Here is a 24,228-nt window from a genome sequence, read left to right on the forward strand (position 1 = left end):
GATAAGGCATGCCGCAGGAACACGTGCTGATAGCGGGCGGCGGCATTGGCGGGCTGGCGCTGGCCCTGACGCTGCACCAGATTGGCGTTGCCTGCACGGTGTTTGAATCCGTGCGCGAATTGAAGCCGTTGGGGGTGGGGATAAACCTCCAGCCCAATGCCGTGCGCGAGTTGGAAGACCTTGGCATTGGCGAGGACGAGATGGACCGGGTGGGCCTTGCCGCGCGCGAATGGGCGCTGGTGGGGCTGAACGGGCGCGAGATATATTCCGAGCCGCGCGGCAAGCTGGCGGGTTACAACTGGCATCAATATGCGGTGCATCGCGGCGAATTCCACATGATGCTCTACCGCAAGGTGGTGGAGCGTATGGGACCGGAGGCGGTGCGCCTGGGCAGCAAAGTAACCGGCTATCGCAAGGAAGCTGACGGCACGGTGACCGCGCTGGTCGAGGACCGTCAGGGCGCTGTGGAAGAAGTGGCAGGGACACTATTGTTCGGGGCCGACGGCATCCATTCGGCCATCCGCGCGCAGATGCATCCCGATCAGCCGCCGATCCATTGGGGCGGCACGATCATGTGGCGCGGCACGGCGCGCGGCGTGCCGATCCGCAGCGGATCATCGTTCGTGGGCCTGGGCACAAGTCGCCACCGCGTGGTGATCTATCCGATTTCGCAGCCGGATGCCGATGGCTTGGCCGATATCAACTGGATTGCCGAACAGACTTACGACACCGACCACGACTGGACGAAGTCGGGCTGGTTCCGTCCGGTCGAACTGTCCGAGTTTGCGCATGAGTTTGACGGGTTCGTCTATGACTGGCTGGACCTGCCGGAATTGCTGGCGAAATCCGATTTGGCCTATGAAAACCCGATGATTGATCGCGATCCTCTGCCGACGTGGGTGGACGGGCCGGTGGCGCTGATCGGTGATGCGGCGCATCCAATGTATCCGACCGGATCGAACGGCGCTTCGCAGGCCATCATGGACGCGCGGCAGATTGGGCGGATCATGCTGGACCGGGGGGTAAGCCCGGCGGCGCTGGCCGAATTTGATGCGGCGTTCTGCGGGCCCATCGGGCAGGTAGCGATGCGCAACCGGGGGGCAGGGCCGTTCGGCCTGCTCAACATGGTGGACGAGCGCTGCGGCGGCACGTTTGACGATATCGACGATGTGATCCCGGCAGAGGAACGCGCGGCCTTAATGCTGGCCTATCAGAAGGCGGCGGGCTTTGCCAAAGAGCAGCTGAACACGGCGCCGCCCACAATCCCGGCGGGCGCGCGCGTGGCGAAAGTTCCGGCATGACGATTGCGTTGACTCACGCCACAGACCTTGTCGTAGAGCTTTCGCGGCCGCACGACATGGGGAAGAGCCCGGCGGGCAAGCGCAGGATCATTCCGATAGTGGGCGGCAGTGTGGCAGGGCCACTGCTTTCGGGCCGGATCCTGCCCATCGGCGCAGACTGGCAGACCGTGCTTGCGGGGGGAATTGCCGATCTTGACGCGCGCTATGCGATCGAAACCGAAGATGGCGCGGTGATCGAAGTGATCAGCCAAGGCATCCGCCATGCCTCGCTTGAAATCAATGCGCGGATTGCGGGCGGCGAGGAGGTCGATCCGGCTGAATACTACATGCGCACATCGATCCGGCTTGAAACTGGGCATCCATCCTATGACTGGGTCAACCGCGCGCTGTTTCTTGCAACCGGTGGCAAGGTGGGTAGCACGGTGCGGTTGAGTGTCTGGCGGGTGGATTAAGCCGCGCGGAGGATCAGCTGTCTGTGCTGGCTTTGGGCGGATGTTCCATGAAATAGCGCGATAAGTCTTCGAGCAGTTCGGTGCGCATCTTTTCAATCGAAGGCATCAGATCGCGCATATAGGCCTCATTGCTGGCCCGGAAGCTGGGATCGCTCATCACCGCAGAACTGCGCTGCAGAAAGTGCGTCCCGGTGTCGGTTTGGGCGAAAGTGCGCAATTCGGTCAATTCGGCTTCGCTGAACTCGCGGGTATAAGCCTCGGCCACGGCATCAAGCATCGACGGGATGTGGCGGCGCAGGATGACCTTGCTCCCTGCCACGAACCCATCAACCTTGCCGTTGACGATCTTTTCTGCGCCGGGATCGTTCTTCATCGAACTGAACATCGTGGCGCGCATCTGTTCAAGCATCGCGTCCATCGCACCGCCGAAGATGGCTTCCCGCTTGTCTGTGGGGAAGGCGATGCCGACGATTTCACGCGCGATCACCAACCTTGCCGGATCGACGCTGGCAACCGCGCTTTGATTCGGAGCGTTAGCGGCGGCTTGCGCATTTGCGGCAGGTGCATGCAGCAAAGCCGCCAGCGCCAAAGCGCCGACGGCTTGCCAGTTTCTCAGAGCCTTGCTCACTGATCGAGGAACGAGCGCATCTTGCGGCTGCGGCTCGGGTGCTTGAGCTTGCGCAGCGCCTTGGCTTCGATCTGGCGGATGCGTTCGCGGGTAACCGAGAACTGCTGGCCGACTTCTTCGAGCGTGTGATCGGTGTTCATGCCGATGCCAAAGCGCATACGCAGCACGCGTTCTTCGCGCGGGGTCAGGCTTGCAAGGACGCGGGTGACCGTTTCCTTGAGATTGGCCTGAATCGCTGCGTCCACCGGAATGATCGCGTTCTTGTCTTCGATGAAATCGCCCAGGTGCGAATCTTCCTCGTCGCCGATGGGCGTTTCGAGGGAGATCGGCTCCTTGGCGATTTTCATCACCTTGCGAACCTTTTCGAGCGGCATCGAAAGGCGCTCGGCCATTTCTTCCGGCGTCGGTTCGCGGCCCTGCTCGTGCAGGAACTGGCGGCTTGTGCGGACCAGCTTGTTGATCGTTTCGATCATGTGGACCGGGATGCGGATCGTGCGGGCCTGATCCGCGATGGAGCGCGTGATTGCCTGCCTGATCCACCACGTGGCATAAGTGCTGAACTTGTAGCCGCGGCGGTATTCGAACTTGTCGACCGCCTTCATCAGACCGATGTTGCCTTCCTGAATGAGATCCAGGAATTGCAGCCCACGGTTCGTGTACTTCTTGGCGATGGAGATCACGAGGCGCAGGTTGGCCTCGACCATTTCCTTCTTGGCAATGCGCGCCTCGCGCTCACCCTTTTGCACCATGTTGACGATGCGGCGGAATTCGCCCAGCGACATGCCGGTGGCCGATGCAATGTCCGAGATTTCGGCGCGAATGCGTTCAACCGGCACCAGTTCGTTGGCGGCAAAAGCGGCCCACTTCTTGTCGCGTGCGGCAAGGCTCTGCAGCCAGCCATCGTCAAGCTCGTGCCCGACATACATGTCGAGGAAGTCCTTGCGCGGCACCTTGTGACGCTCTGCCAAGCGCAGCATCTGCCCGCCAAGCGTGGTCAGGCGGCGGTTGAAGGCATAGAGATTATCGACCAGATATTCGATCTTCGAGGCGTGGAACTGCACCGATTCCACTTGCGCCGTCAGGTCTTCGCGCAGCTTCTGGTACTGCGTTTCCTTGGCCACCGAAAAATCGTTGCCCACACCAAGCGCATTCAGGCGTTCAGCCTGAATTTTTTCAAACTGCCGGAACAGCGAGGTGATTTCGGCGAAACGCTCAAGCGCCGCAGGCTTCAGCTGCGCTTCCATCTGGGCGAGGCTGAGGGTGTTGTCCTCTTCCTCTTCCTCGGCTGGACGGGCGCGGCGTTCGCGCAGTTCATCATCCTCGTCGTCGGCCGGAGCTTCCTCCTCGACGTCTTCTTCTTCCTTGAAGGTCGGGCCCGCGGTGGCTTCGCTGATCTCCGGCTCGCCGGCTTCCTCACCGTCTTCGGAAAGGTTTTCGGGCTGCGGTTCCTTGGAAAGCATAGCATCGAGATCGAGAATCTCGCGCAGCTGCATTTCACCGGCGTTCAGCGCGTCGGACCACTGGATGATGGCGTGGAAGGTGATCGGGCTTTCACACAGCCCCATGATCATGGTGTCGCGCCCGGCTTCGATCCGCTTCGCGATGGCGATTTCGCCTTCGCGGCTGAGCAGTTCGACTGCGCCCATCTCGCGCAGATACATGCGCACCGGATCGTCGGTACGCTCGATCGTTTCCTTGCGCTTGATGACATCGGGGCGGTCTTCGACCGTCTCGGCTTCGTCCAGCTCGTCGTCCTGGGCCTTTTCCTCAGGGTCAACCGCGTCTTCATCGCTTTCGACGATGTTGACGCCCATTTCCGAGATCGCGGCCATGATGTCTTCGATCTGTTCGGAAGACATCTGGTCCTGTGGGAGGGCCTCGTTCAATTCGTCATAAGTGATGATGCCGCGCCGTTTGGCGCGGGCGATCAGTTTCTTCACCGATGCATCGTTGAGGTCGATCAGAGGAGCGTCGCCGCTGTCGGTCTTGTCGTTCGAAGCCATTTAACCCCGGTACCACCATATGAGAGCCGGGCCTTGGGCGACCCGGGTTGCGCTTGTTGTATAATTATAACGCAGCACGAGCGCGGTTCATTTGCTCCAAACGAGCAAACAAATCCACCCTTCGTTTGCGCAAACGTTGCTGTTCAGCGAAAGTTTCGTCGGAAAACTCCGTTTCGTGGCGCTTTGTTGCGTGTTCCAGCGCCTCTTCCACGGCCGGCAGCTCGACCAGAAGGGCAACTGCCTCGGCAAGTTCATCGCCCGCCGAATCACCGCTTCCGGCAAGAAAGCCGAATCGCATTCCGGCGTAATCCTGCGCCGTCGGGAGCCGAAGCCCACGTTCCAGCAATATGGTGCGCAAAGCCTCGCTTTCAAGCGCTTGCACGCTGTCAGACTCGACCAGCAGGGCATCAACTAGCGCCGACATCCCGGCGTCTTCAGGGTGCAGGCGCGCCAGAGCATTGGCGTGGCGGACGATATGCTGCGGATAGAGGATCAGGCCTGAGAGCACTGCGGCCAGCAGGTTCGTGCTTGGTCCGATGCCGATGCGCAGCATTCTGGCCTTGTCTTCCTCAGCCAGCGGCGGCGGGGCGGGCTTCCATGGTTGCCCTTTGCCGCGCAGGCCAGCGCCGCCCGGTCTGGGCTGAAACGGCACGCGTTCCTTGCGCGCAAAGGCAAGCTCGCCAAAACGCTCGGTCAATTCGCGGCGGTAGAGCGACTTGATATCGGGGTGCTGGATCGTTTCGCAATGCTGCAACAACCGCGCCTTCAGGCCTGCCTTGTCTTCGGGCGTGGCAAGCGGCGCCGAATCGCGTTCTACCTGCCACAGCACATCGACAAGGCTGCGCGCATCATCGAGCAGGGCTTCCATCGCGGCGGGGCCTTGCGCCTTCACCACATCATCAGGGTCCATGCCCGCAGGCAGGGTGGCGATGCGCAAGGAATGGCCGGGGCGGAGCAGGGGCAGGGCGCGGGTGATGGCGCGCATGGCGGCGCGCTGGCCCGCCGCATCGCCATCGAAACACAGCGTGGGCGTTTCCACTAGCCGCCACAACCGTTCGATCTGGTGTTCGGTCAGCGCGGTGCCGAGCGGGGCGACGGCCTCGCCTATGCCGGCTGCGGCCAGCGCGACGACGTCCATGTAGCCTTCGACCACCACCACGCGTCCGCTCTGGCGCGAGGCAGGACCTGCGCGGTGCAGGTTGTAAACGGTGCGGCCCTTGTCGAACAGCGGGGTGTCGGGCGAGTTCAGGTATTTCGGCGCATCGGTCTTTTCGACGCTGAGGATGCGGCCACCGAACGCTATCACCCGTCCGCGTGGGTCGAGGATTGGGAGCATCAGGCGGCCCCGGAAGCGGTCGTATGGCTCTTTCCCTTCGACCACGATGCGCAGGCCGGCTTCGATCAGCATTTCGTCAGGAAACGCGGACAGCGCCTCTTTCAGCGCGGTGCGGCTGTCGGGCGCAAAGCCGAAGCCGAATTCGCGCACCACGCCTGCTGGAAAGCCGCGCGAGGCGAGATAGCGCCGCGCCTGTTCGCCGCGCTCTTCGGCCAGAGAGCGCACAAAGAAGTCCTGCGCTGCTGCCATGACGTCATGCAAGGACTTCTGCTGTTCGGCCTTCTTCGCCGCACGAGGATCAGGCGCGGGGACTTCCATGCCCGCCTGCACCGCCAGTTCCTTCACAGCATCCATGAAGGGCAGGCCCTGATGGTCGGTCATCCACCGGATCGCATCGCCATGCGCGCCGCAGCCGAAGCAGTGGTAGAAGCCCTTTTCATCGTTGATCGTGAAGCTGGGCGTCTTCTCGTTATGGAACGGGCAACACGCCTTGAACTCCCGCCCCGCCTTGGTCACGCGAACAGACCGCCCGATCAGCCCGGAAAGGGAGACGCGGGTGCGCAGTTCGTCGAGCCATTGCGGGGTTAGGGACATGGCGCGTTCACCCCGCCAGCGCTGCCTTCACCAGCCCGCTGGCTTTGCTCATATCAAGCTGCGTGCCGTGTTTAGCCTTCAACGCCGCCACAACCTTGCCCATATCCTTCATGCCTGCAGCGCCCGTCTCTGCGATCAGCGCCACGATAGCGGCCTTCACGTCGTCATCGGCCATCTGCTGCGGCAAGAATTCCTCGATCACGGCCAGTTCGGCGTGTTCGACATCAGCCAGTTCCTGCCGTCCGCCCTGTTCGAACATGGTGATCGATTCGCGACGCTGTTTGGCCATTTTCTGCAGCACGTCGGTGACCAGCACATCGTCCTCTGGCACGGCAGAGGCAGTGCGCAGTTCGATGTCCTTGTCCTTCAGCTTGGCAAGGATCAGACGGACGGCGGCGAGGCGGGCCTTGTCGCCCGATTTCATGGCAGAAATCTGCGCGGCCTTGATGGTGTCGCGGATCATGGGTTCGTATTTCCTGTGAAGTTGTCCGCCGGTAAAGGCGGGAAACGCCCCATGTAAGCGAAACTTTCGGGAATCGCTAGGTTGACGCTGCGGCGATGCAGGTCTAACCGCCGCCCCTTAGCGACATCGTCATAACCCCTGCCTACGGAGCGCCCCATATCATGGCCGACCCCGCACTTTCGCACGCGCCCAAGCCAGACGGCGCTACGGGAGTTCTTGTTCTTGCGGATGGTTCCGTGGCGTGGGGACGTGGTTTCGGCGCAACGGGCGCGGCGGTGGGCGAGGTGTGCTTCAACACCGCGATGACCGGCTATCAGGAAGTGATGACCGACCCGTCCTATGCCGGGCAGGTGGTGACCTTCACGTTCCCGCACATCGGCAATGTCGGCACCAACGATGAAGACATGGAAAGCCATGACGTGCCCGGCGCGGTGGGCTGTGTGGTGCGCGAGGATGTGACCGTGCCTGCCAACTTCCGCTCCGCCGGGGCATTCCAGCAGTGGATGGAAAAGCACGGCAAGATCGGCATCGCAGGCCTCGATACCCGCGCGCTGACCCGCCGCATCCGCATGAGCGGTGCGCCAAATGCGGTGATCGCGCACGATCCCGATGGCGCGTTCGATATTCCGGCACTGGTCGCCCGCGCGCGCGAATGGCCGGGGCTGGAAGGCATGGATCTTGCCCGCGTGGTTTCGCGTGAGGGCCAAGAGGCGTGGGAAGGATCGGTCTGGCATCTGGGCAAGGGCTTTGGCCGCAGTCCGCGAGACACGCGCAAGCATGTCGTCGCCATCGATTACGGCGCGAAGGACAATATCTTCCGCAATCTGGTGAAGGCAGGCGCGAGCGTGACGGTGGTTCCGGCGCAGACGCCGCTGGAAACAATCCTCGAACTCAAGCCCGATGGCGTGTTCCTGTCGAACGGTCCGGGCGATCCGGCGGCGACGGGGGCCTATGCCGTGCCGGTGATCCAGAAGCTGCTGGAGATGGACCTGCCGGTCTTCGGCATCTGCCTCGGCCACCAGATGCTGGGCCTTGCTGCGGGTGCGCGCACCACCAAGATGCATCAGGGCCACCGTGGCGCAAACCACCCGGTCAAGCGCATGGAAGACGGCGTGGTCGAGATCACCTCGATGAACCACGGCTTCGCGGTGGATAACACCGCGCTGCCCGACACCGTTGAGGAAACCCACGTCTCGCTGTTCGACGGTTCGAACTGCGGCATCGCGGTAAAGGGCAAGCGGGCGTTCGGGGTGCAGTATCACCCAGAGGCATCGCCGGGACCTCAGGATAGCTTCTATCTGTTCGAAAAGTTTGTGGGGATGTTGGGGTGATGGGCGACTGTGCCAAGCAGGGTTATGGCGACAGTCTGTGTGGCGTGTACTCTCTACTGAACGCCATTTGCCACATAGAAGCTGTACCGAACGACGATGTCTTGAGGCAGCGTGAGATTTTTAGCCAGTTGATCATGGCAGCAGACCGACTTGGATATCTTGACCATCATCATGTTGTGGTCGGCTTTGAGGCTTTCGAGTTAATCGAGATTTTCAACTGGGTGGCCGAACGGTTTGGATATGACCTGCAGGCCGTAAACCTTCGGCGCAGTTCAGCAATTGGCACGGACTTCTTCAGCGCCCTCAGTGGAGAGCTTAAGAAAAAACGCGTCGCAATAACTTACGATCATAAAGCGGACCATTGGGTTGCAATTACCGAAAACCCAACTCCACTAGATCCATGGCCACTCGCGAAGTTGGTTCCCGCTGGCAGAGCGAAGAGATCCAACTACGGACTTGTTATACAGCAGATTTCGCAGGACTGACTTATGCCCAAACGCACTGACATCTCCTCGATCCTGATCATTGGCGCCGGGCCGATCATCATTGGCCAGGCTTGCGAGTTCGATTATTCGGGCACGCAGGCGGTGAAAGCTCTCAAGGAAGAGGGCTATCGCATCATCCTGGTCAATTCGAACCCCGCGACGATCATGACCGATCCGGACATGGCGCACGCGACGTATGTCGAGCCGATCACGCCGGAAATCGTCGCCAAGATCATCGAGAAGGAGCGGCCCGATGCGCTGCTGCCGACGATGGGCGGGCAGACCGCGCTGAACACTGCGCTGGCGCTGTTCAACGATGGTACGCTGGAGAAGTACGGCGTGCAGATGATCGGTGCCGATGCCGATGCGATCGACAAGGCCGAAGATCGCCAGCGCTTCCGCGAGGCGATGGACAAGATCGGGCTCGAATCGGCGCGCTCGGGCATTGCCCATACGGTCGAAGAAGCGCTGGCCGTGCTGGAGCGCACCGGCCTGCCTTCGATCATCCGTCCCAGCTTCACCATGGGCGGCACCGGCGGAGGCATTGCCTATAACAAGGACGAATTCGTCAAGATCGTGAAGGGCGGCCTTGAAGCCAGCCCCACCACCGAAGTGCTGATCGATGAATCGCTGCTGGGGTGGAAAGAGTACGAGATGGAGGTTGTCCGCGATAAAAACGACAACTGCATCATCGTCTGCTCGATTGAAAACGTCGATCCGATGGGCGTCCACACCGGGGATTCGATCACGGTCGCCCCGGCGCTGACGCTGACCGACAAGGAATACCAGATCATGCGCAACGCCAGCATCGCTGTGCTGCGCGAGATCGGCGTGGAAACCGGCGGTTCGAACGTGCAGTTCGCGGTGAACCCCGCCGATGGCCGCATGATCGTGATCGAGATGAACCCGCGCGTGTCGCGTTCATCGGCCCTTGCATCGAAGGCCACCGGCTTCCCGATTGCCAAGGTCGCGGCGAAGCTCGCCGTGGGTTACACGCTCGACGAGATCATGAACGACATTACCGGGGCAACGCCTGCGGCGTTCGAGCCGACGCTGGACTACGTCGTGACCAAGATCCCGCGCTTTGCCTTTGAAAAGTTCAAGGGCGCGGACAACAACCTTGGCACGGCGATGAAGTCTGTCGGCGAAGTGATGGCGATTGGCCGCAACTTCAAGGAATCGATGCAGAAGGCCCTACGCGGGCTGGAAACCGGCCTCGACGGCTTCAACCGCGTGGTTGAACTGGAAGGCGCCAGCCGCGACCAGATCACCGCTGCGCTGAGCAAGGCGACGCCAGACCGCATCCTCGCCATCGCACAGGCCTTCCGCGAGGGCTTCACGGTGGATGAAGTCAACGCGATCACCAAATACGAACCGTGGTTCCTGCGCCAGATCGCCGAAATCATCGCCGAAGAGCAGACCATCCAGAAGGACGGCTTGCCCAACGACGCTGCTGGCCTGCGCCGGTTGAAGGCCATGGGCTTTTCCGACAAGCGCCTCGCCACACTGGCCGTGCGCGGCATCGGTGTTGCAGGCGGCATGGGGGAAACACAGGCCAAGCGATCGGGCCTCCTGCACGATGTGCTTTCGGCGATGGCCGGGGCCACCAGCGAGGCCGAAGTCCGCGCGCTGCGCCACAAGCTGGGCGTGCGTCCGGTATTCAAGCGTATCGACAGCTGCGCAGCCGAGTTCGAGGCGGTCACGCCCTACATGTACTCCACCTATGAAAGCGCGCTGTTTGGCGAGCCGGAGAACGAATCCGCGCCGACCGACCGGAAAAAGATCGTCATCCTCGGCGGTGGGCCAAACCGCATCGGGCAGGGTATCGAGTTCGACTATTGCTGCTGCCACGCCTGCTATGCGCTGGGCGATGCCGGGTTCGAAACCATCATGGTCAACTGCAACCCGGAAACGGTTTCGACCGACTACGACACGTCTGACCGCCTCTATTTCGAACCGCTGACCGCCGAAGACGTGCTCGAAATCCTTGAACTGGAGCAGTCGAACGGCGAACTGGTCGGCGTGATCGTGCAGTTCGGCGGGCAGACCCCGCTGAAGCTGGCGCAGGCGCTGCAGGATGCGGGCATTCCGATCCTGGGCACCACGCCTGACTCCATCGACCTTGCCGAAGATCGTGAGCGCTTTGCCGCGCTGGTCGCCAAGCTCGGCCTCAAACAGCCGCTGAACGGCATTGCGCGCAGCCGGGATGAAGCTGTCGCCGTAGCCACCCGCATCGGCTATCCGGTGCTGATCCGCCCCAGCTATGTGCTGGGTGGCCGCGCAATGGAAATCGTCGATAGCCTTGAGCAGTTGGACAACTATATCGCCACGGCCGTGCAGGTTTCAGGCGACAGCCCGGTGCTGATCGACCAGTATCTGCGCGATGCGATCGAATGCGATGTCGATGCGCTGGCCGATGGTACCGACGTGACCGTTGCGGGCGTGATGCAGCATATCGAGGAAGCGGGCATCCATTCGGGCGACAGCGCCTGCACGCTGCCGCCCTACAGCCTCTCGCCCGAAATCATCGCCGAGATGGAGCGGCAGGCCGTGCTGCTGGCGCGAGGCCTCAACGTGCGCGGACTGATGAACATCCAGTTCGCGATCAAGGACGGCGAAGTCTACCTGATCGAGGTGAACCCGCGCGCCAGCCGCACCGTGCCCTTTGTGGCCAAGGCCGTAGGCACGCCCATCGCCAAGTTCGCCGCGCGGATCATGGCGGGGGAGAAGCTGGCTGACCTGCCGCCGATCAAGCGCGAGATTGATTACATGGCGGTCAAGGAAGCTGTGTTCCCGTTTGCCCGCTTCCCCGGCGTCGATCCGGTGCTGTCGCCCGAGATGAAGTCCACCGGCGAAGTCATGGGCATCGACAGCACCTTTGCGGTAGCCTTCGCCAAATCGCAGTTGGGTGCAGGGACCAAGCTGCCACAGGGTGGCACGGTGTTCGTATCGGTCAAGGACAGCGACAAGGCGATCATTCTGCCTGCTGTCACCAAGCTGGACGGACTGGGTTTCAAAATCATCGCCACAGGCGGCACGGCGCGTTATCTGGCTGATGCTGGCGTAAATGTCGAACGCGTGAACAAAGTGGCCGAAGGGCGTCCGCACATTGTGGATCGCATCATCGATGGTGAAATTGCCTTGATCTTCAACACCACCGAAGGTTGGCAGAGCCACAAGGACTCCGCCTCGATCCGTGCATCGGCATTGGCATCGCGCGTGCCATACTTCACCACCGCAGCCGCATCTGTCGCCGCAGTGGAGGCAATTGCGGCATTGCGGACTGCCGAACTTGAAGTGCGTTCATTGCAGGACTATTATAGCTGAACCTTTTAATTCCCGGCATCGTTACCAAGATGGTCCGGCTCGGCGCACACGGCGTCGGTCGGTGGGGGTAGGTTTTCCTTCGGTGGCCGCAACGGCAACCGGGGCATGACAGGAAAGAGAGTAACGGATGGCGAGTGTGGAAAAGCTGCCGATGCTTGCAGCAGGCTATGAACGCCTGACGGCCGAGCTGAAGGCGCTGCGCGATGAGCGTCCGCTGATCGTGGATGCGATCGAGGAAGCGCGCGCCCATGGCGATCTGTCTGAAAACGCCGAATATCATGCGGCGAAGGAGCGTCAGGGCCAGGTTGAGGCGACGATTGCCGATCTTGAAGACCGGATTAGCCGTGCGCAGATCATTGATCCTACCACGCTGTCGGGCGACAAGATTATCTTCGGAGCAACCGTTTCGCTGCTCGACGAAGACGAGAAGCCGGTAAAGTACCAGATCGTCGGCCCTTATGAGGCAGACGCCAAAAAGGGCATGATCAGCTACAACTCGCCACTGGGCAAGGCACTGATCGGCCGCAAGGTTGACGAAGAGATCGAAGTGACCGTGCCTGCGGGTGACAAGTTCTATCTGGTCAAGAAGATTGAATTCATCTGAAGGCGTTGAAGGGCTGGATCTACAGGCGTCATCCGGTTCGACAATCGCCGTAGACTGAAACTGCCGCACTGGCGAAGACCTGCTGCACAGGTGCCTTTACCAGTCGGCGGCAGTTTTTCAGGTAGCCGCGTACAAGGCCAGACGTTGCAGGGTTTTCGCTGGCTCGCTCCAAGTCATCATAAATCACGATAACTTCAGGTTTCCACGCCAGGATCCGCTGCATTTCCGCACCAGTTTCATAAGGGGAGGCGTTATGCTCGAACCGATGGTAAAGATGTGTGGTGAAAAGCAGCGGGCTGGGTGGCAACTGCGCATCGGCTAATGAATAAAGCGCTATCGGACCTTCGTAGACAAGCATTCTTGGGCTTGGATTGCTTTGCTTGATTGCGTCAACCATCGCGGCAAGACCTTTGTGCGACACGATACGATGGTCTATCCGTACTGCCGGACCGATCACAACGATGCCAATCAGCAACCACGTAGCCGTGCTTCGCCGTAGTTGCCCGCTTGAAAATGCCTGGCTTGCCGCGATGCTGGCCGGAACCAGCAAGGGCAGGGTGTAATGCTCGAAAAAGTTTCCCATGGCAGTGATGCCCAGCACTGCTGCGCCAAGCCAGCCAGCAATGAAGCCAAGGCGCCATCCGTTGGCAGACCACCCGCGCAAACCGATGCCGCATAGCAAAAGTACCGGGGATGCATTGAGCGTAAACCACAACGCTCGGGTAAGGGTTTCGCTTGGGCTGTAGAAGGTGCGATGGGTATTTGAATCGATCATCGCGCTCCAGAAAACGTCGCCGTGACCGATCAAGGCATAGGCTATGGCAAAGCCCAGTAGCGGCGCGGCTCCGCACAGGGCCAGCACAAGCGTATGCCGAAGGAGGCAAGCGCAATTCGCTCCTGATCTGCGCAAGTGCCAGATGCAAAAGCATCCGAAAAACACGCCTTCCAGCACAGCCGACAGCTTGATCGCTATCGCCAGGCCCGCGCTGGCCATCGCAACAGGAAAGGCCAGTCGCCGCCAAGTGCTATTGGTCGTCTGCGCTCCCCAGATTACCATCAGCGCCGCAAGCGCCATGAGCAGGTTGTAGAACACAGGGGATTGTGCCGCGCCACCACCATAAAGTGGCAAAAAAGCGAGGTAGAGAAGGCCTGCGAAAAGCGCGCCCGTTTGGTTTGCCAATCTGGCAACGCATTGCGCAATGACCAGAGCGGTCAATGTGGCAAAAAGCCAGCCTGCCATTTGCAGGGCGATGATTGATGATGAAATCGCCGAAATGGCATATGTCAGGGCGAAGAGAGCAGGACCCTTGCGATCCCATATGTCGACATAGGGCAGAAGACCGCTATGGCCTTGCTGTCCAACCAGCCAATAGAAGGCTTCGTCGTTGGTATACCCTGCATCACCAAAAGCAGTGATGCGAGTGAGCAGCGCAAACGTTGCAAAACAGGCCAATTCAATCGACCACTTGCGGGTCAGGAAGCTTGTTCCTGATTCAACGTAAAGCGCCGAAGTCGTGCTGGTGTGTGGCATCAGCCGCACCAGTAATGGCAAAGGCTTAAAGATTACGTTGAGTATGCAGGTCTGCTGGAATCAATCGCCCCCGGCGTGTTGCAGTCCGGGGGCGATATCTTGCCTGATCTAAGCTGGTGGCAGTTCGGGTTCCAGAAGCCGGTGCATGTGCACAATCACATAGCGCATCTCGGCATCGTCCACCGTGCGTTGCGCTGCGCCACGCCATGCTTCTTCGGCGCTGGCATAATCTGGGAACACGCCCACAAGATCGATGGCTTTGAGGTCTACGAATTCAAGGCCCTGCGGGTCTTTGACCCGCCCGCCCATAACGAGGTGCAGCTTTTGCATTGGCGACTTTCCATTGGGGAGGAATGGTCCGTCGCCAGTGACAAAAAGCAGCCTTTTGCGCAAGTCAGCGATGCGCGTATTCACGCATAATTGCGCGCATCATGCCGCCTTACTTGCGGGTCTTCAGGTCATTGATCTTGTGCAGCGCGGCTTCGCTGGCTTCGATAATGGCATTGCGCGCGATGTCAGCGAAGTCGATGGCCTTGCGCCGGGCTTCGTCGCCGCCATCGGCCAGTTTCCCGCCAACAGTGCTGCCCACGTCTTCTGCCTTGTGCAGCCCTTCACGGCCAAGATCGCGGGCGCGCGTGGCATAATCTAGCGCCATCTTCCCGGCGATTGTGGCAAGGCCAGCGGCGCTCTTGCGCAAAGACTTCGTTGCTTCTTCGACTTTTGGCGAAGAACGGTTGCCTGATGGCAGTGCCTTGGCAATCAGTGCGCCAAGCAGGATGCCAGCGGCGACAGAGGCCACCGGATGCTCTTCGATCAGACCCTTGACGGTCTGAACGGGTTTGGCTGCAGCGGTACGCTCAACCAGACGATTCCTCGCAGCATCCACCTTTTCGCGCAGTGTTGCCTGTTCGGTAGGGTTCAATTCATCTTCCATTTCAATCTCCGTGTCGGACCATGTTCAGAGCACGGCGCCCTAGCCGCTGCAGCGGCTTGCGCAGAAGCCATGCAACCAAAGCCGCCAGCACCGCGCCAATCACGGTCTTGTTTTCGCGCGCGATATCTCGCGCGCTGTCGATCATCTCAACGGCTTCGTCGAGCGCGCGTTCCTTCATTCGTCCGGGAGAAATCTCCTTTTTGACGATTTCGAGATCGCCCTTGACCACGGCGAGGGCTTCATCACGCAGCGCGCGCGCGCCGGAAAGGGTGTTGGCGTCGTTCACGATGCACCTCCGGCATTTGCGCTTTTGCCAATATCGCTGCTCAACGCCGATCTGGCCCGACCCATGCGCTTTGCGGCGAGCCACAGGCACAGGATGGAAAGAACGGCCAGCACACCCCCGACAATCGCCAGCGCACCCCAAACCCCCGCCACCGTTGCTACTGCCAGAAGCAATCCTACAACCAGCGCCAGCAGCATGAAAAAGCCAAAGGTCAGGCCCAGCACTAGCAGCAGACCGATCACCTTCGCTTCGCCCAAGCCATAACCGGCTTGGGCTTTGCGATAGGCGATTTCTGCTTCGAGCAGGGTCTGGCCGTCTTCGATCAACGCCTTGATCGCGCCGCCGATACCTTCATCGGCTGGCGCTTCATCGACCATCCTGTTGTTTTCAGTTTCGTTCATCAGGCTGCTGTCGCCCCCGTAACAGGAGGGGCCTCAATCGTCCGAACGGCCCGAAAGCAGCTTGGCGATGGCGAACCCCGCCACTGCGGCCACACCGATGGCCACGCCCGGGCTTTTGCGCACGAATTCCTTCACATCATCGCCCAGTTCGGCCAGATCCTTGGCTTCCAGCTTTGCCGCCGTTTCCTGAATGGTCCGAGCAGCGGTGCGGGCATAATCCCCGTACTGTGCGCCCAGCTTTTCATCGATAGTCGGCGCGGTGTCGGAAATCGTCTTGCCCAATGTTGCCAGAGCATCGCTGGCGCGGGCTTTGCCTTCCACAGCAAGCTCTGCGCCCTTTTCTTTGGCCTGTCCGGCATAGACCTTCGCCTCGCCAACCCAATCGGACGTGGTGCCAGCGACTTTCGCCTTGTAGGCTGCGCCCTTTTCCAAAGCTTCGCCCTTCAAAGCCTCGGCGCCAGCCTTGGCTTCCTCGATCGCCTTGTTGAAGCGGCCCTTCGCGGTTTCGGTTGCTTCATCAACCGCAGGACCAATCGAGGCTACAGCCTCTTCAATCTTCTTCTTGGCAGCGCGCTTCTTGGGCGCATCAATTGGAGCGTCGGCGGGGGTCATCGGAGTATCGGCCATGTCTCGTTTCCCTTCGGCAGTTCGCGCGTGTGTTCTGTTGTTATCCAGATATGGGCTTTACGTTGCATCTTGCTAGACCTGTATGACGGTTTGCAAGAGGCAAGCGCCGATAGATCGGCCCGGATAGGTATGCTGCACTGCAAACGCGGCTTGCCTGCCATGGTTCCACCCGATAGGAGCCGCGCCAAAGCGTAGCCCGAATTTGGGGCCCATATCCCGGCGCACCTTTTGCCGCCGACCAGCAGGGAGCAGACCATGACTGCGATCATCGATATCCATGCGCGTGAAATCCTCGACAGCCGTGGCAATCCCACGGTCGAAGTCGATGTTCTGCTGGAGGACGGCAGCTTTGGCCGGGCCGCCGTGCCATCAGGCGCATCGACCGGCGCGCACGAAGCGGTGGAACTGCGCGATGGCGACAAGGCGCGGTATCTTGGCAAGGGCGTGACCAAGGCGGTTACGGCGGTAAACTCCGACATTTCCGAATGTATCCTTGGCCTTGATGCCGAAGACCAGCGCGATATCGATCTTGCCATGATCGAACTGGATGGCACCGACAACAAGAGCCGTCTTGGCGCCAATGCCATCCTCGGCGTCAGCCTCGCCGTGGCCAAGGCCGCTGCTGATGCACGCGGGATGCCACTCTACAGCTACATCGGTGGCGTTTCCGCTCATGTGTTGCCGGTGCCGATGATGAACATCATCAACGGCGGCGAACATGCTGACAATCCGATCGATTTCCAGGAATTCATGATCATGCCGGTCGGCGCGCCATCGCTGGCCGAAGCCGTGCGTTGGGGGGCCGAGATTTTTCACACGCTGAAGAAGGGCCTGCAGGAAAAGGGGCTTAACACCGCGGTGGGTGATGAAGGCGGCTTTGCGCCCAACCTTGCCAGCACGCGCGATGCGCTCGATTTCATCATGGCCTCGGTGGAAAAGGCAGGCTTCAAGCCGGGCACCGACATTCAGCTCGCGCTCGATTGCGCTGCGACCGAATTCTTCAAGGGCGGCAAGTACGAAATCAGCGGCGAAGGGCTCTCGCTCTCGCCCGAAGCCATGGCCGACTATCTCGCTGCCCTGTGCGATGCTTACCCGATCATCTCGATTGAAGATGGTATGAGCGAAGACGATTTCGAAGGTTGGGCCGCGATCACTGCCAAGGTCGGCAAGCGCGTTCAACTGGTGGGTGATGACTTGTTCGTCACCAATCCGCGCCGTCTGGAAATGGGCATTGGCAAGGGTCTGGCCAACTCGCTGCTGGTAAAGGTCAACCAGATCGGCACGCTTACCGAAACGCTGGAAGCAGTCAGCATTGCGCAGCGCAACGGCTACACCGCCGTCATGTCGCACCGGTCGGGTGAGACCGAGGATGCCACCATTGCCGATCTTGCGGTCGCCACTAACTGCGGCCAGATCAAGACCGGTTCACTCGCAAGGTCAGACCGGCTTGCAAAATACAATCAGCTTATCCGCATTGAAGAAGAGCTGGGCATGTCGGCGCGTTATGCCGGCGTTTCGGCGTTTGGACGGCTCAGTAACTGAAGCTGACAATGCAAGGAAAACAAGGTGCTGCGCCTTAAAGGAGTGGCACCGTTTTCTTTTCTGATGCTGTTTGCGCCAACTGACTGTTCTTATTGGGCCATACGTAGAGCAGGGGTGTCTATACCCTCGTCGCTGCGCATGTCGCCCGCCACGTCGGAGAAGTAGGCGACCATCTTTTCATACCCTTCTGCTGAAAGGCGGACAAAGACCCTGCGCGCATCGTTCGAGTCGTTTTCGCGCATGATCAGCCCTTTTTCCTCAAGCACCGTCAACCAGCGCAATGCCGTGGTTGCAGGGACCGCTGCGCCGATACATGCGCTGGTGACAGGCAGACGCTTGCGCTCTTTCGCTGCGATGAACAGATCAAGCAAAATGTCCCAGGCGGGTTCACCAAACAGGGCTGGATCTGCGAAAATATCGGCTCTGCGCCTGCGGTCCCGATAAGTGCTGCGGGCAATTTCAGCCCAGACCGGGCTGTCCTTTGCACTGTGGTTTGCGGCAAAGTCATCAATGCGCAAGCCCCCGTCTGCAGCTTCGAGTTCATGCGCTATGGCCAGCAATTCATTGGCCGCCGCGATAAGTCGCCGCGCTTTGGTGCGAAGTTGATCCTTGCCCATCCTGTGCAACCCCCTGTTGCGGTATCAAGGGCTGCCGTTGATTTCAGCCCGGGAATACGGGATCAATCAACAGCCGCCTGTGGGCCATTCGGGAGAAGACTAAGTAAAGTGCCTTATCTTGCTATCAACTGAGCGAATATAAATAAAGAAAATCAACATTTTGAACTGAAAAATGGCCTGTTTTGACAAAGCTGTTTGAACCATATTGGCAGTACTTATCCTGCTTTTTCGTCAAGTTGTCTCCGTTCTGGATTTAACAGATATCGCCACACGCCCCAGACATTTATCAGAACCAGCGCTGCGTTCTGCAATACGATAGAACCTGTGTCATTGATGATCCCAGAGATTATCCAGAAAACCGAAACAAGCACGAACAGGACAAAGCCCCAGCCGGTGGTTCGCCGACCCAGATCCATCGCGACGAGCGTCGCAGCCGCAATCGTACCAAGCGCCGCCAACCATTCAAGCATACCGTCCATTTATCGCGTTGCTCCTGACGGCGGTTTTGCCCCTGACGGCGGCTTTGCCGTTGCCTGACTAACCGTGCAGGAGAAACCCCATTTATTCCAAACTGTTCCAGCACCTCAGATTTAAACGGTAGATTGACACAGTTTTCCCAATTGAGCAGGTCTCCAGAGCCCCGAAGGTCCGCTGACACTGATCTTTGAACCGCTGCCGCGCTTTCCGCTGCGCGGACTTTCAGAGGCGCGGATTTACTTGGCTACACTATCCCGAAGTGGGATCAGGGCCTCTGCTATGGACCCCTAGTGACAGAGCGCGGGGCCCTTTTTCTGGCGGACCTTGATCGCATGGCGTCCACGCCTGACAATCTGCACGTGCAAATTGTCAGGCGCGATATCATCAGTGCTGGCAAAACTGGGATCGGCAGTTTCGAGCAACTTGTGATCGACTTTTACGCGCCGTGGGGGCTGACCGGATATATCAATGCTGGTTAGCGCCGGCAAAGCTACTGATCAGCTCCAGCGTTCGCGCAATACCAGCAGGGCAATCGCTGCCTTGGCTGCTTCGCCACCCTTGTCTTTTTGCGCAGGATCGGCCCGTACCAACGCCTGCGCTTCGTTCTCCACGGTCAGGATGCCGTTGCCGATGGCCACGCCGTCCATAGTCAGCGCCATGATGCCACGGGCGCTTTCACCAGCAACGATTTCAAAGTGATAGGTCTCACCACGGATGACTACGCCGATTGCGACGTAACCATCGAAATCGCCCGATTCATCGGCCAGCGCGATGGCTCCGGGAATTTCAAGCGCGCCGGGGACGGTGATGACTTCCACCTTGTGTCCCGCCGCTTTGAGCGCTGCCTTTGCGCCCTCAATCAGCATGTCGTTGAGGTGGTCGTAGAAGCGGGCTTCAACGATCAGGAATTTAGCCATGGGAATCGGTCCTTGAAAAACGAGTTGTCGACGTTGCCGCCGCCGTACCGCGAGGGGCTGCGCTTGGCCATGATATTGAGTCGCGCAAGGTTAACGTCGCGCCCCGATGGATCGGGCTGAACCAACCATTTTCACAGCTTAATGTTGTGCAGAAACATTTTAACACACCGAAACATCGCAATTTCTCCCTGCATTCGCGCCGGATCGGAATCAATTGCAACGGCTTTCCCCTACGGAAACGCTTACTTTTAATTATACGGTTGACAAAGAATCCGGCCCGATATGTCTTGTGTTCAGGCAGCCCGCTGACAACGACGGGCGCCGCTGGAGAGAGAGGTCTGAGTTATGAGGGGCAAGCTTTCCCTAATGGTTGGCGTATGTGCCGCAGCCGTTTCCGTCCCTGCATTTTCGCAGGAATCGCCACAGACGGCCGAAGACAATTTCGGTCTTGAGGAAATCATCGTCACGGCACAGCGTCAGGCGCAGCGTCTGCAGGATGTGCCAATTGCCGTCAGCGCGTTTTCGCCCGAAGCACTCGACAAGCAACAGATCCGCAATTCGCTAGACCTGCAGCTGTCTCTCCCCAACATCACTTTCACCAAGACAAACTTCACGTCCTCCAGCTTTACCATTCGTGGCATCGGCGATCTCTGCGTCGGCGTGACCTGCGATCAGGCCACAGCCATTCACATCAACGATTCCCCGTTGTTTGCCACGCGCCTGTTTGAAAGCGAGTTCTACGATCTGGCACAGGTGCAGGTGCTGCGCGGTCCGCAAGGAACGCTGTTCGGCCGCAACGCCACATCGGGCGTGGTCGATCTGATCACGGCAAAGCCTGATCTTGGCGCCTTCGGGGCGTCGGGCGATGCAGAGTACGGCAACTATAACTCGGTCCGCCTGCGCGGCATGGTCAACCTGCCGCTGACGGATTCCCTGGGGGTTCGTCTTGCCGGATTTTATCTCAACCGCGATGGCTATACGAAGAACCTGTTCGACAATTCGCGCATCGATGATCGCAACATGTACAGTGTGCGCGGCTCGGTGCGTTTCGAACCTGGCACCGGCACCACGATTGACATCATGGGCCAGTATTTCCGCGAGCGTGACAGCCGCATGCGCATCCAGAAGCAGTTGTGCCAGACTGATACTACCGGCATTCTTGGATGCCTGAATAACAACCTGTCGAACGGCACCACCAACAGCAACTCCACTTTGCCTTCGGTTCTCGGTTCGCGGGAATTCTTTGCCATTCGCGGTCTTCCCACAGCTTTTGCTGCAGGCAGCGTATATGGTACTGATCTGTATGCAGGTGTGGTCAATCCTGCTGATCCCCGTGTGGTCAATACCGACACCAAGCCAAGCTACTTTACAGAGGAGCTGATCATTGTCGGCTCATGGGATCAGGAACTGGGTGGTGGTCTCAATCTGAAACTGACCGGCAATTATCAGGACGTAACGGTTGATTCCACTCAGGATTACAACAACTCGGTGCAAAATCGCGCACTGCTTCAGCCATCGCTCAATACGCTTGCGGCGGCACAGGCGGGGCTCCTTGGCCCTGGTTTGCAACAATACCTGAGCCCGGTTGCTGCGGCGCTCATGCCAAACGGACCGACCGGCGTATTGTGCACGTCAGCGCCCGAAGAAAGCGGCACTGGCGTGTTCGGCGGAAACCGTGTTTGCGGTATGACCCCGCTTGATTTTGACCGGTCGATCCAGAAAAATCGAAGCTGGTCTGCAGAAGCCATTTTCAGCTCTGATTGGGACGGAAAGTTCAACTTCCTGCTGGGCGGCATATACAGCGATTTTTCGCTCAGCGAAAACAGCTACTACGTTAACGCTTTTGGGTTGGACTATTTTACCGGAGTCGTCGGTGCCCTGTCTGCTTTGGGGGCAGGCGCTCCCCCGTCCTATCTGGCGACGCCATTCTTCCGCAACAATTCGGATCAGCTCGACATCAAGAGCTACGGCATATTCGGTGAAGCCTACTACAAGTTCGATGACAGAGTGAAGCTCACGCTCGGCTTGCGTTACAACAACGACCAAAAGCAGATACGTGCCCGTACAACCTTCGCCAACTGGCTAACGCCGCACGGTTCGACCAATGCGTTCACCTCGCCATTTTTCGGCACATATGATTCCGACCCTGGCCTTGCCGGAAATCAGCCGTTCCAGAACCGCAGCGCCAAGTTTAAGGAGATCACTGGCCGCGCGGTGCTCGATTTTCAGGTTACACCGGACAACCTGATCTACTTGTCCTATTCACGCGGGTACAAGTCCGGCGGGATCAACCCACCGCTCTCAGCTATTTTCACCGTGCCGGAAAACTTCAACCCCGAATTCATCGATGCCTTTGAGATCGGGTCGAAGAACCAGTTCGGTGCGCTGACTCTCAACCTCACCGGGTTTTATTATAAGTACAAAGGTCTTCAGCTTTCTCGCATCGTTGCCCGCACCTCGGTCAACGATAACGTGAACGCCAATATCTGGGGCCTTGAACTTGAAGCCATCATGCGGCCAGTTCGCGGGATGACGGTGAATGTGGCGGCAAGCTACCTGAACTCACGCGTGTCGCAGGACAAGTTCCTTGCCAACCCACGTGATTTCGGTGCCGGGCGCGCTGATGCGGTGATTATCAAGGACATCACGAACGCGGCAAACTGCGCCGTGGGTTCAACCTCTGGCAGTGTGGCTGGCGTCAATGCTTTCGTGAACACGGTCAACGCTCAGATCAACGCCGGGGCCATTCCGGGTGTTGCTGGCGGGGCAGGTTTGCGGCCAACCACGTCGTTCGGGGCCAACAGCGGCATCGCTTCGACCGGAGCCTACAGCATCTGCGCCGCGCTAGAAGGCGTTGCAGCTGCCACCGGTGGCGGCGCTCCGTTTGGCGGGGTCCAGGTGTTCACTTCGGGCATCCCTGTCAATATCAAGGGCAACGAGCTGCCCGGCGCACCGAACTACAAGGTGGCCGGCGGCGCGGAATATGCGATTCCGTTCGGTGATCTGACGCTGACCCCGCGCGCAGACGTGATCCTGACCGGCACGTCGACCGGCAGCATCTTTAACGGCAACATCAACCGTATCCCCAGCTACACTCAAGTGAACGCGCAACTTCAACTCGATGGGCCGGAGAACAAGTGGTTCGTGCGCGGCTTCATCCAAAACGTGAGCAATTCGAACCCGACGACCGGCCTGTATATCACTGACCAGTCTACAGGCAATTTCACGAACATCTTTACCCTCGAACCGCGCCGCTATGGCGTGGCCGCAGGGTTCAAGTTCTAATCGCATTTCGCCGTCAACCAGACGCGAAAAACTCCGCGCCGGAACCCAACAGGGTTCCGGCGCTTCTTTTTTGGATGAGTAACTGTTGAATGTGTCACAGATTGGTCGCGCCTCCATCGCCTGAACAAACTCCATCACCCCTGTTCCTTGACCGTTCATCTTTCCCGCCCCATTTAGCCATACAAGTGACCGCGCCGCACAGGCGCGCTGCAAGGGGCAAGTGATGCGCATTCTGATCGTCGAGGACGAACCCACTCTCGGCAAGCAGCTCAAGAACACGCTCGAACAGAACGGCTATGCCGTCGATCTGTCGGTCGATGGTGAAGACGGGCACTTCATGGGCTCCACCGAAGAATATGACGCGGTGATCCTCGATCTGGGTCTGCCCGAGATTGACGGCCTGACCGTGCTGGGCATGTGGCGCAAGGAGGGGCGCAAGTTCCCTGTCCTCGTGCTCACCGCGCGCGATTCATGGTCTGACAAGGTGGCGGGCCTTGATGCCGGCGCGGATGATTACCTTGCCAAACCGTTTCAGACCGAAGAACTGATCGCCCGCCTGCGCGCGCTGATCCGGCGCGCCTCGGGCAATTCCTCTTCTGAATTGACCGCAGGCGACGTGCGGCTGGATACCCGTTCGGGCCGCGTCACGCTGAATGGCGAGCCGGTGAAGCTGACCGCGCAGGAATACAAGCTCCTGTCCTATCTGCTCCACCACAAGGGCAAGGTCGTTAGCCGCACAGAACTGATCGAACACATCTACGATCAGGATTTTGACCGTGATTCCAACACGATCGAGGTCTTCGTCACGCGCATCCGCAAGAAGCTCGGCCCCGATGTGATCACAACGATCCGTGGCCTTGGCTACAGCCTTGATGATCCGGCTGGGCCGGGCCGCGGGTAAGCGGGCCGCCTTTGCACGCCAATACCGCACACCCACCCCCAGCCCCTCCCGCTCATCCTGAGCCTGTCGAAGGGGGCAGGGGAGCGAGACTTGCTGAGCGACAAGCGAAGCTAGCCGCAGCGGGGTGGGCTTCCCCACCTCTCCGGCAACGGACACCCTGTGCCCACGCCACGGCCTGAACCCGCC

Annotated in this window: 22 protein-coding genes; 9 read left to right on the forward strand and 13 right to left on the reverse strand. The window is 59.6% G+C overall.

Annotated elements, in window-relative coordinates; translation table 11 throughout:
* The first annotated feature begins 8 nt into the window (after nucleotides 1-8).
* Nucleotides 9-1,301 (forward strand): flavin-dependent oxidoreductase, encoded by a 1,293-nt coding sequence (locus tag AC2A1F_RS14940; RefSeq protein WP_484209544.1) that lies wholly within the window; start codon nucleotides 9-11, stop codon nucleotides 1,299-1,301.
* Complete coding sequence (locus AC2A1F_RS14945; RefSeq protein ID WP_484209545.1) at nucleotides 1,298-1,753, forward strand: DUF3237 domain-containing protein; 456 nt, start codon at nucleotides 1,298-1,300, stop codon at nucleotides 1,751-1,753. Before AC2A1F_RS14940 ends, AC2A1F_RS14945 begins: the two co-directional genes overlap by 4 nt.
* A 13-nt stretch (nucleotides 1,754-1,766) precedes the next feature.
* Here the strand turns inward: AC2A1F_RS14945 and AC2A1F_RS14950 are convergent, their stop codons facing one another.
* The 4 genes from AC2A1F_RS14950 to AC2A1F_RS14965 form a co-directional block, all read right to left on the reverse strand.
* Nucleotides 1,767-2,381 (reverse strand): DUF2059 domain-containing protein, encoded by a 615-nt coding sequence (locus AC2A1F_RS14950; RefSeq protein ID WP_484209546.1) that lies wholly within the window; start codon nucleotides 2,379-2,381, stop codon nucleotides 1,767-1,769.
* Entirely contained in the window at nucleotides 2,378-4,384 is a 2,007-nt protein-coding gene (gene rpoD / locus AC2A1F_RS14955) for an RNA polymerase sigma factor RpoD (protein ID WP_484209547.1), read from the reverse strand. The genes AC2A1F_RS14950 and rpoD overlap by 4 nt, the downstream gene beginning before the upstream one ends.
* A 64-nt stretch (nucleotides 4,385-4,448) precedes the next feature.
* Nucleotides 4,449-6,314, reverse strand: a complete 1,866-nt coding sequence (gene dnaG / locus AC2A1F_RS14960; protein WP_484209548.1) for a DNA primase — start codon at nucleotides 6,312-6,314, stop codon at nucleotides 4,449-4,451.
* Between the two features lie 7 nt (nucleotides 6,315-6,321).
* Nucleotides 6,322-6,777 (reverse strand): GatB/YqeY domain-containing protein, encoded by a 456-nt coding sequence (locus AC2A1F_RS14965; RefSeq protein ID WP_484209549.1) that lies wholly within the window; start codon nucleotides 6,775-6,777, stop codon nucleotides 6,322-6,324.
* Nucleotides 6,778-6,938: 161 nt separating this feature from the next.
* Here AC2A1F_RS14965 and carA point away from each other — a divergent pair, with 161 nt between their 5' ends.
* The 4 genes from carA to greA all read left to right on the forward strand — a co-directional run bounded on the left by carA (nucleotide 6,939) and on the right by greA (nucleotide 12,524).
* On the forward strand, nucleotides 6,939-8,108 hold the full coding sequence (carA, locus tag AC2A1F_RS14970; RefSeq protein WP_484209550.1) for a glutamine-hydrolyzing carbamoyl-phosphate synthase small subunit: 1,170 nt from the start codon (nucleotides 6,939-6,941) through the stop codon (nucleotides 8,106-8,108).
* Entirely contained in the window at nucleotides 8,108-8,593 is a 486-nt protein-coding gene (locus AC2A1F_RS14975; RefSeq protein ID WP_484209551.1) for a hypothetical protein, read from the forward strand. Before carA ends, AC2A1F_RS14975 begins: the two co-directional genes overlap by 1 nt.
* A 3-nt stretch (nucleotides 8,594-8,596) precedes the next feature.
* Complete coding sequence (carB, locus tag AC2A1F_RS14980; protein WP_484209552.1) at nucleotides 8,597-11,920, forward strand: carbamoyl-phosphate synthase large subunit; 3,324 nt, start codon at nucleotides 8,597-8,599, stop codon at nucleotides 11,918-11,920.
* Between the two features lie 127 nt (nucleotides 11,921-12,047).
* A complete protein-coding gene (gene greA, locus AC2A1F_RS14985) occupies nucleotides 12,048-12,524 on the forward strand; it encodes a transcription elongation factor GreA (RefSeq protein ID WP_484209553.1) in 477 nt (158 codons plus the stop codon).
* A gap of 28 nt (nucleotides 12,525-12,552) precedes the next feature.
* Here greA and AC2A1F_RS14990 read toward each other — a convergent pair whose 3' ends face one another.
* The 6 genes from AC2A1F_RS14990 to AC2A1F_RS15015 all read right to left on the reverse strand — a co-directional run bounded on the left by AC2A1F_RS14990 (nucleotide 12,553) and on the right by AC2A1F_RS15015 (nucleotide 16,303).
* Nucleotides 12,553-14,055, reverse strand: coding sequence for a hypothetical protein (locus AC2A1F_RS14990; RefSeq protein ID WP_484209554.1), 1,503 nt, complete (start codon nucleotides 14,053-14,055; stop codon nucleotides 12,553-12,555).
* Nucleotides 14,056-14,163: 108 nt separating this feature from the next.
* Entirely contained in the window at nucleotides 14,164-14,385 is a 222-nt protein-coding gene (locus AC2A1F_RS14995; protein ID WP_484209555.1) for a DUF4170 domain-containing protein, read from the reverse strand.
* Between the two features lie 109 nt (nucleotides 14,386-14,494).
* Nucleotides 14,495-14,989: a hypothetical protein gene (locus tag AC2A1F_RS15000; protein ID WP_484209556.1), complete on the reverse strand. Its 495-nt coding sequence runs from the start codon at nucleotides 14,987-14,989 to the stop codon at nucleotides 14,495-14,497.
* Nucleotide 14,990: 1 nt separating this feature from the next.
* Nucleotides 14,991-15,275 carry a hypothetical protein gene (locus AC2A1F_RS15005; protein WP_484209557.1) on the reverse strand — a complete coding sequence of 95 codons (285 nt, stop codon included), beginning with the start codon at nucleotides 15,273-15,275 and terminating at the stop codon, nucleotides 14,991-14,993.
* Nucleotides 15,272-15,676 carry a phage holin family protein gene (locus AC2A1F_RS15010; RefSeq protein WP_484209558.1) on the reverse strand — a complete coding sequence of 135 codons (405 nt, stop codon included), beginning with the start codon at nucleotides 15,674-15,676 and terminating at the stop codon, nucleotides 15,272-15,274. Before AC2A1F_RS15010 ends, AC2A1F_RS15005 begins: the two co-directional genes overlap by 4 nt.
* Nucleotides 15,677-15,709: 33 nt before the next feature.
* Nucleotides 15,710-16,303, reverse strand: a complete 594-nt coding sequence (locus AC2A1F_RS15015) for a hypothetical protein (protein WP_484209560.1) — start codon at nucleotides 16,301-16,303, stop codon at nucleotides 15,710-15,712.
* Nucleotides 16,304-16,558: 255 nt separating this feature from the next.
* On the opposite strand from AC2A1F_RS15015, the gene eno reads away from it, so the two are divergent.
* Nucleotides 16,559-17,845, forward strand: a complete 1,287-nt coding sequence (gene eno / locus AC2A1F_RS15020) for a phosphopyruvate hydratase (protein ID WP_484209561.1) — start codon at nucleotides 16,559-16,561, stop codon at nucleotides 17,843-17,845.
* An 89-nt stretch (nucleotides 17,846-17,934) separates the two neighbouring features.
* Here the strand turns inward: eno and AC2A1F_RS15025 are convergent, their stop codons facing one another.
* From AC2A1F_RS15025 to ribH, 3 genes are all read right to left on the reverse strand, one after another.
* Nucleotides 17,935-18,462, reverse strand: coding sequence for a MarR family transcriptional regulator (locus tag AC2A1F_RS15025; RefSeq protein WP_484209562.1), 528 nt, complete (start codon nucleotides 18,460-18,462; stop codon nucleotides 17,935-17,937).
* A 215-nt stretch (nucleotides 18,463-18,677) separates the two neighbouring features.
* A complete protein-coding gene (locus tag AC2A1F_RS15030) occupies nucleotides 18,678-18,941 on the reverse strand; it encodes a hypothetical protein (protein ID WP_484209563.1) in 264 nt (87 codons plus the stop codon).
* Nucleotides 18,942-19,436: 495 nt separating this feature from the next.
* Nucleotides 19,437-19,856, reverse strand: a complete 420-nt coding sequence (ribH, locus tag AC2A1F_RS15035; protein ID WP_484209564.1) for a 6,7-dimethyl-8-ribityllumazine synthase — start codon at nucleotides 19,854-19,856, stop codon at nucleotides 19,437-19,439.
* A gap of 366 nt (nucleotides 19,857-20,222) precedes the next feature.
* Between ribH and AC2A1F_RS15040 the strand changes: the two genes are divergently transcribed.
* Entirely contained in the window at nucleotides 20,223-23,141 is a 2,919-nt protein-coding gene (locus AC2A1F_RS15040) for a TonB-dependent receptor (RefSeq protein WP_484209565.1), read from the forward strand.
* A 223-nt stretch (nucleotides 23,142-23,364) separates the two neighbouring features.
* The gene (locus AC2A1F_RS15045; protein ID WP_196274488.1) at nucleotides 23,365-24,042 is read left to right on the forward strand and encodes a response regulator transcription factor; all 678 of its coding nucleotides are present in this window, start codon (nucleotides 23,365-23,367) and stop codon (nucleotides 24,040-24,042) included.
* The last annotated feature ends 186 nt before the right edge of the window (nucleotides 24,043-24,228 follow it).

The sequence above is a fragment of the Novosphingobium sp. HNCC26BN242 genome (genome assembly GCF_057180525.1).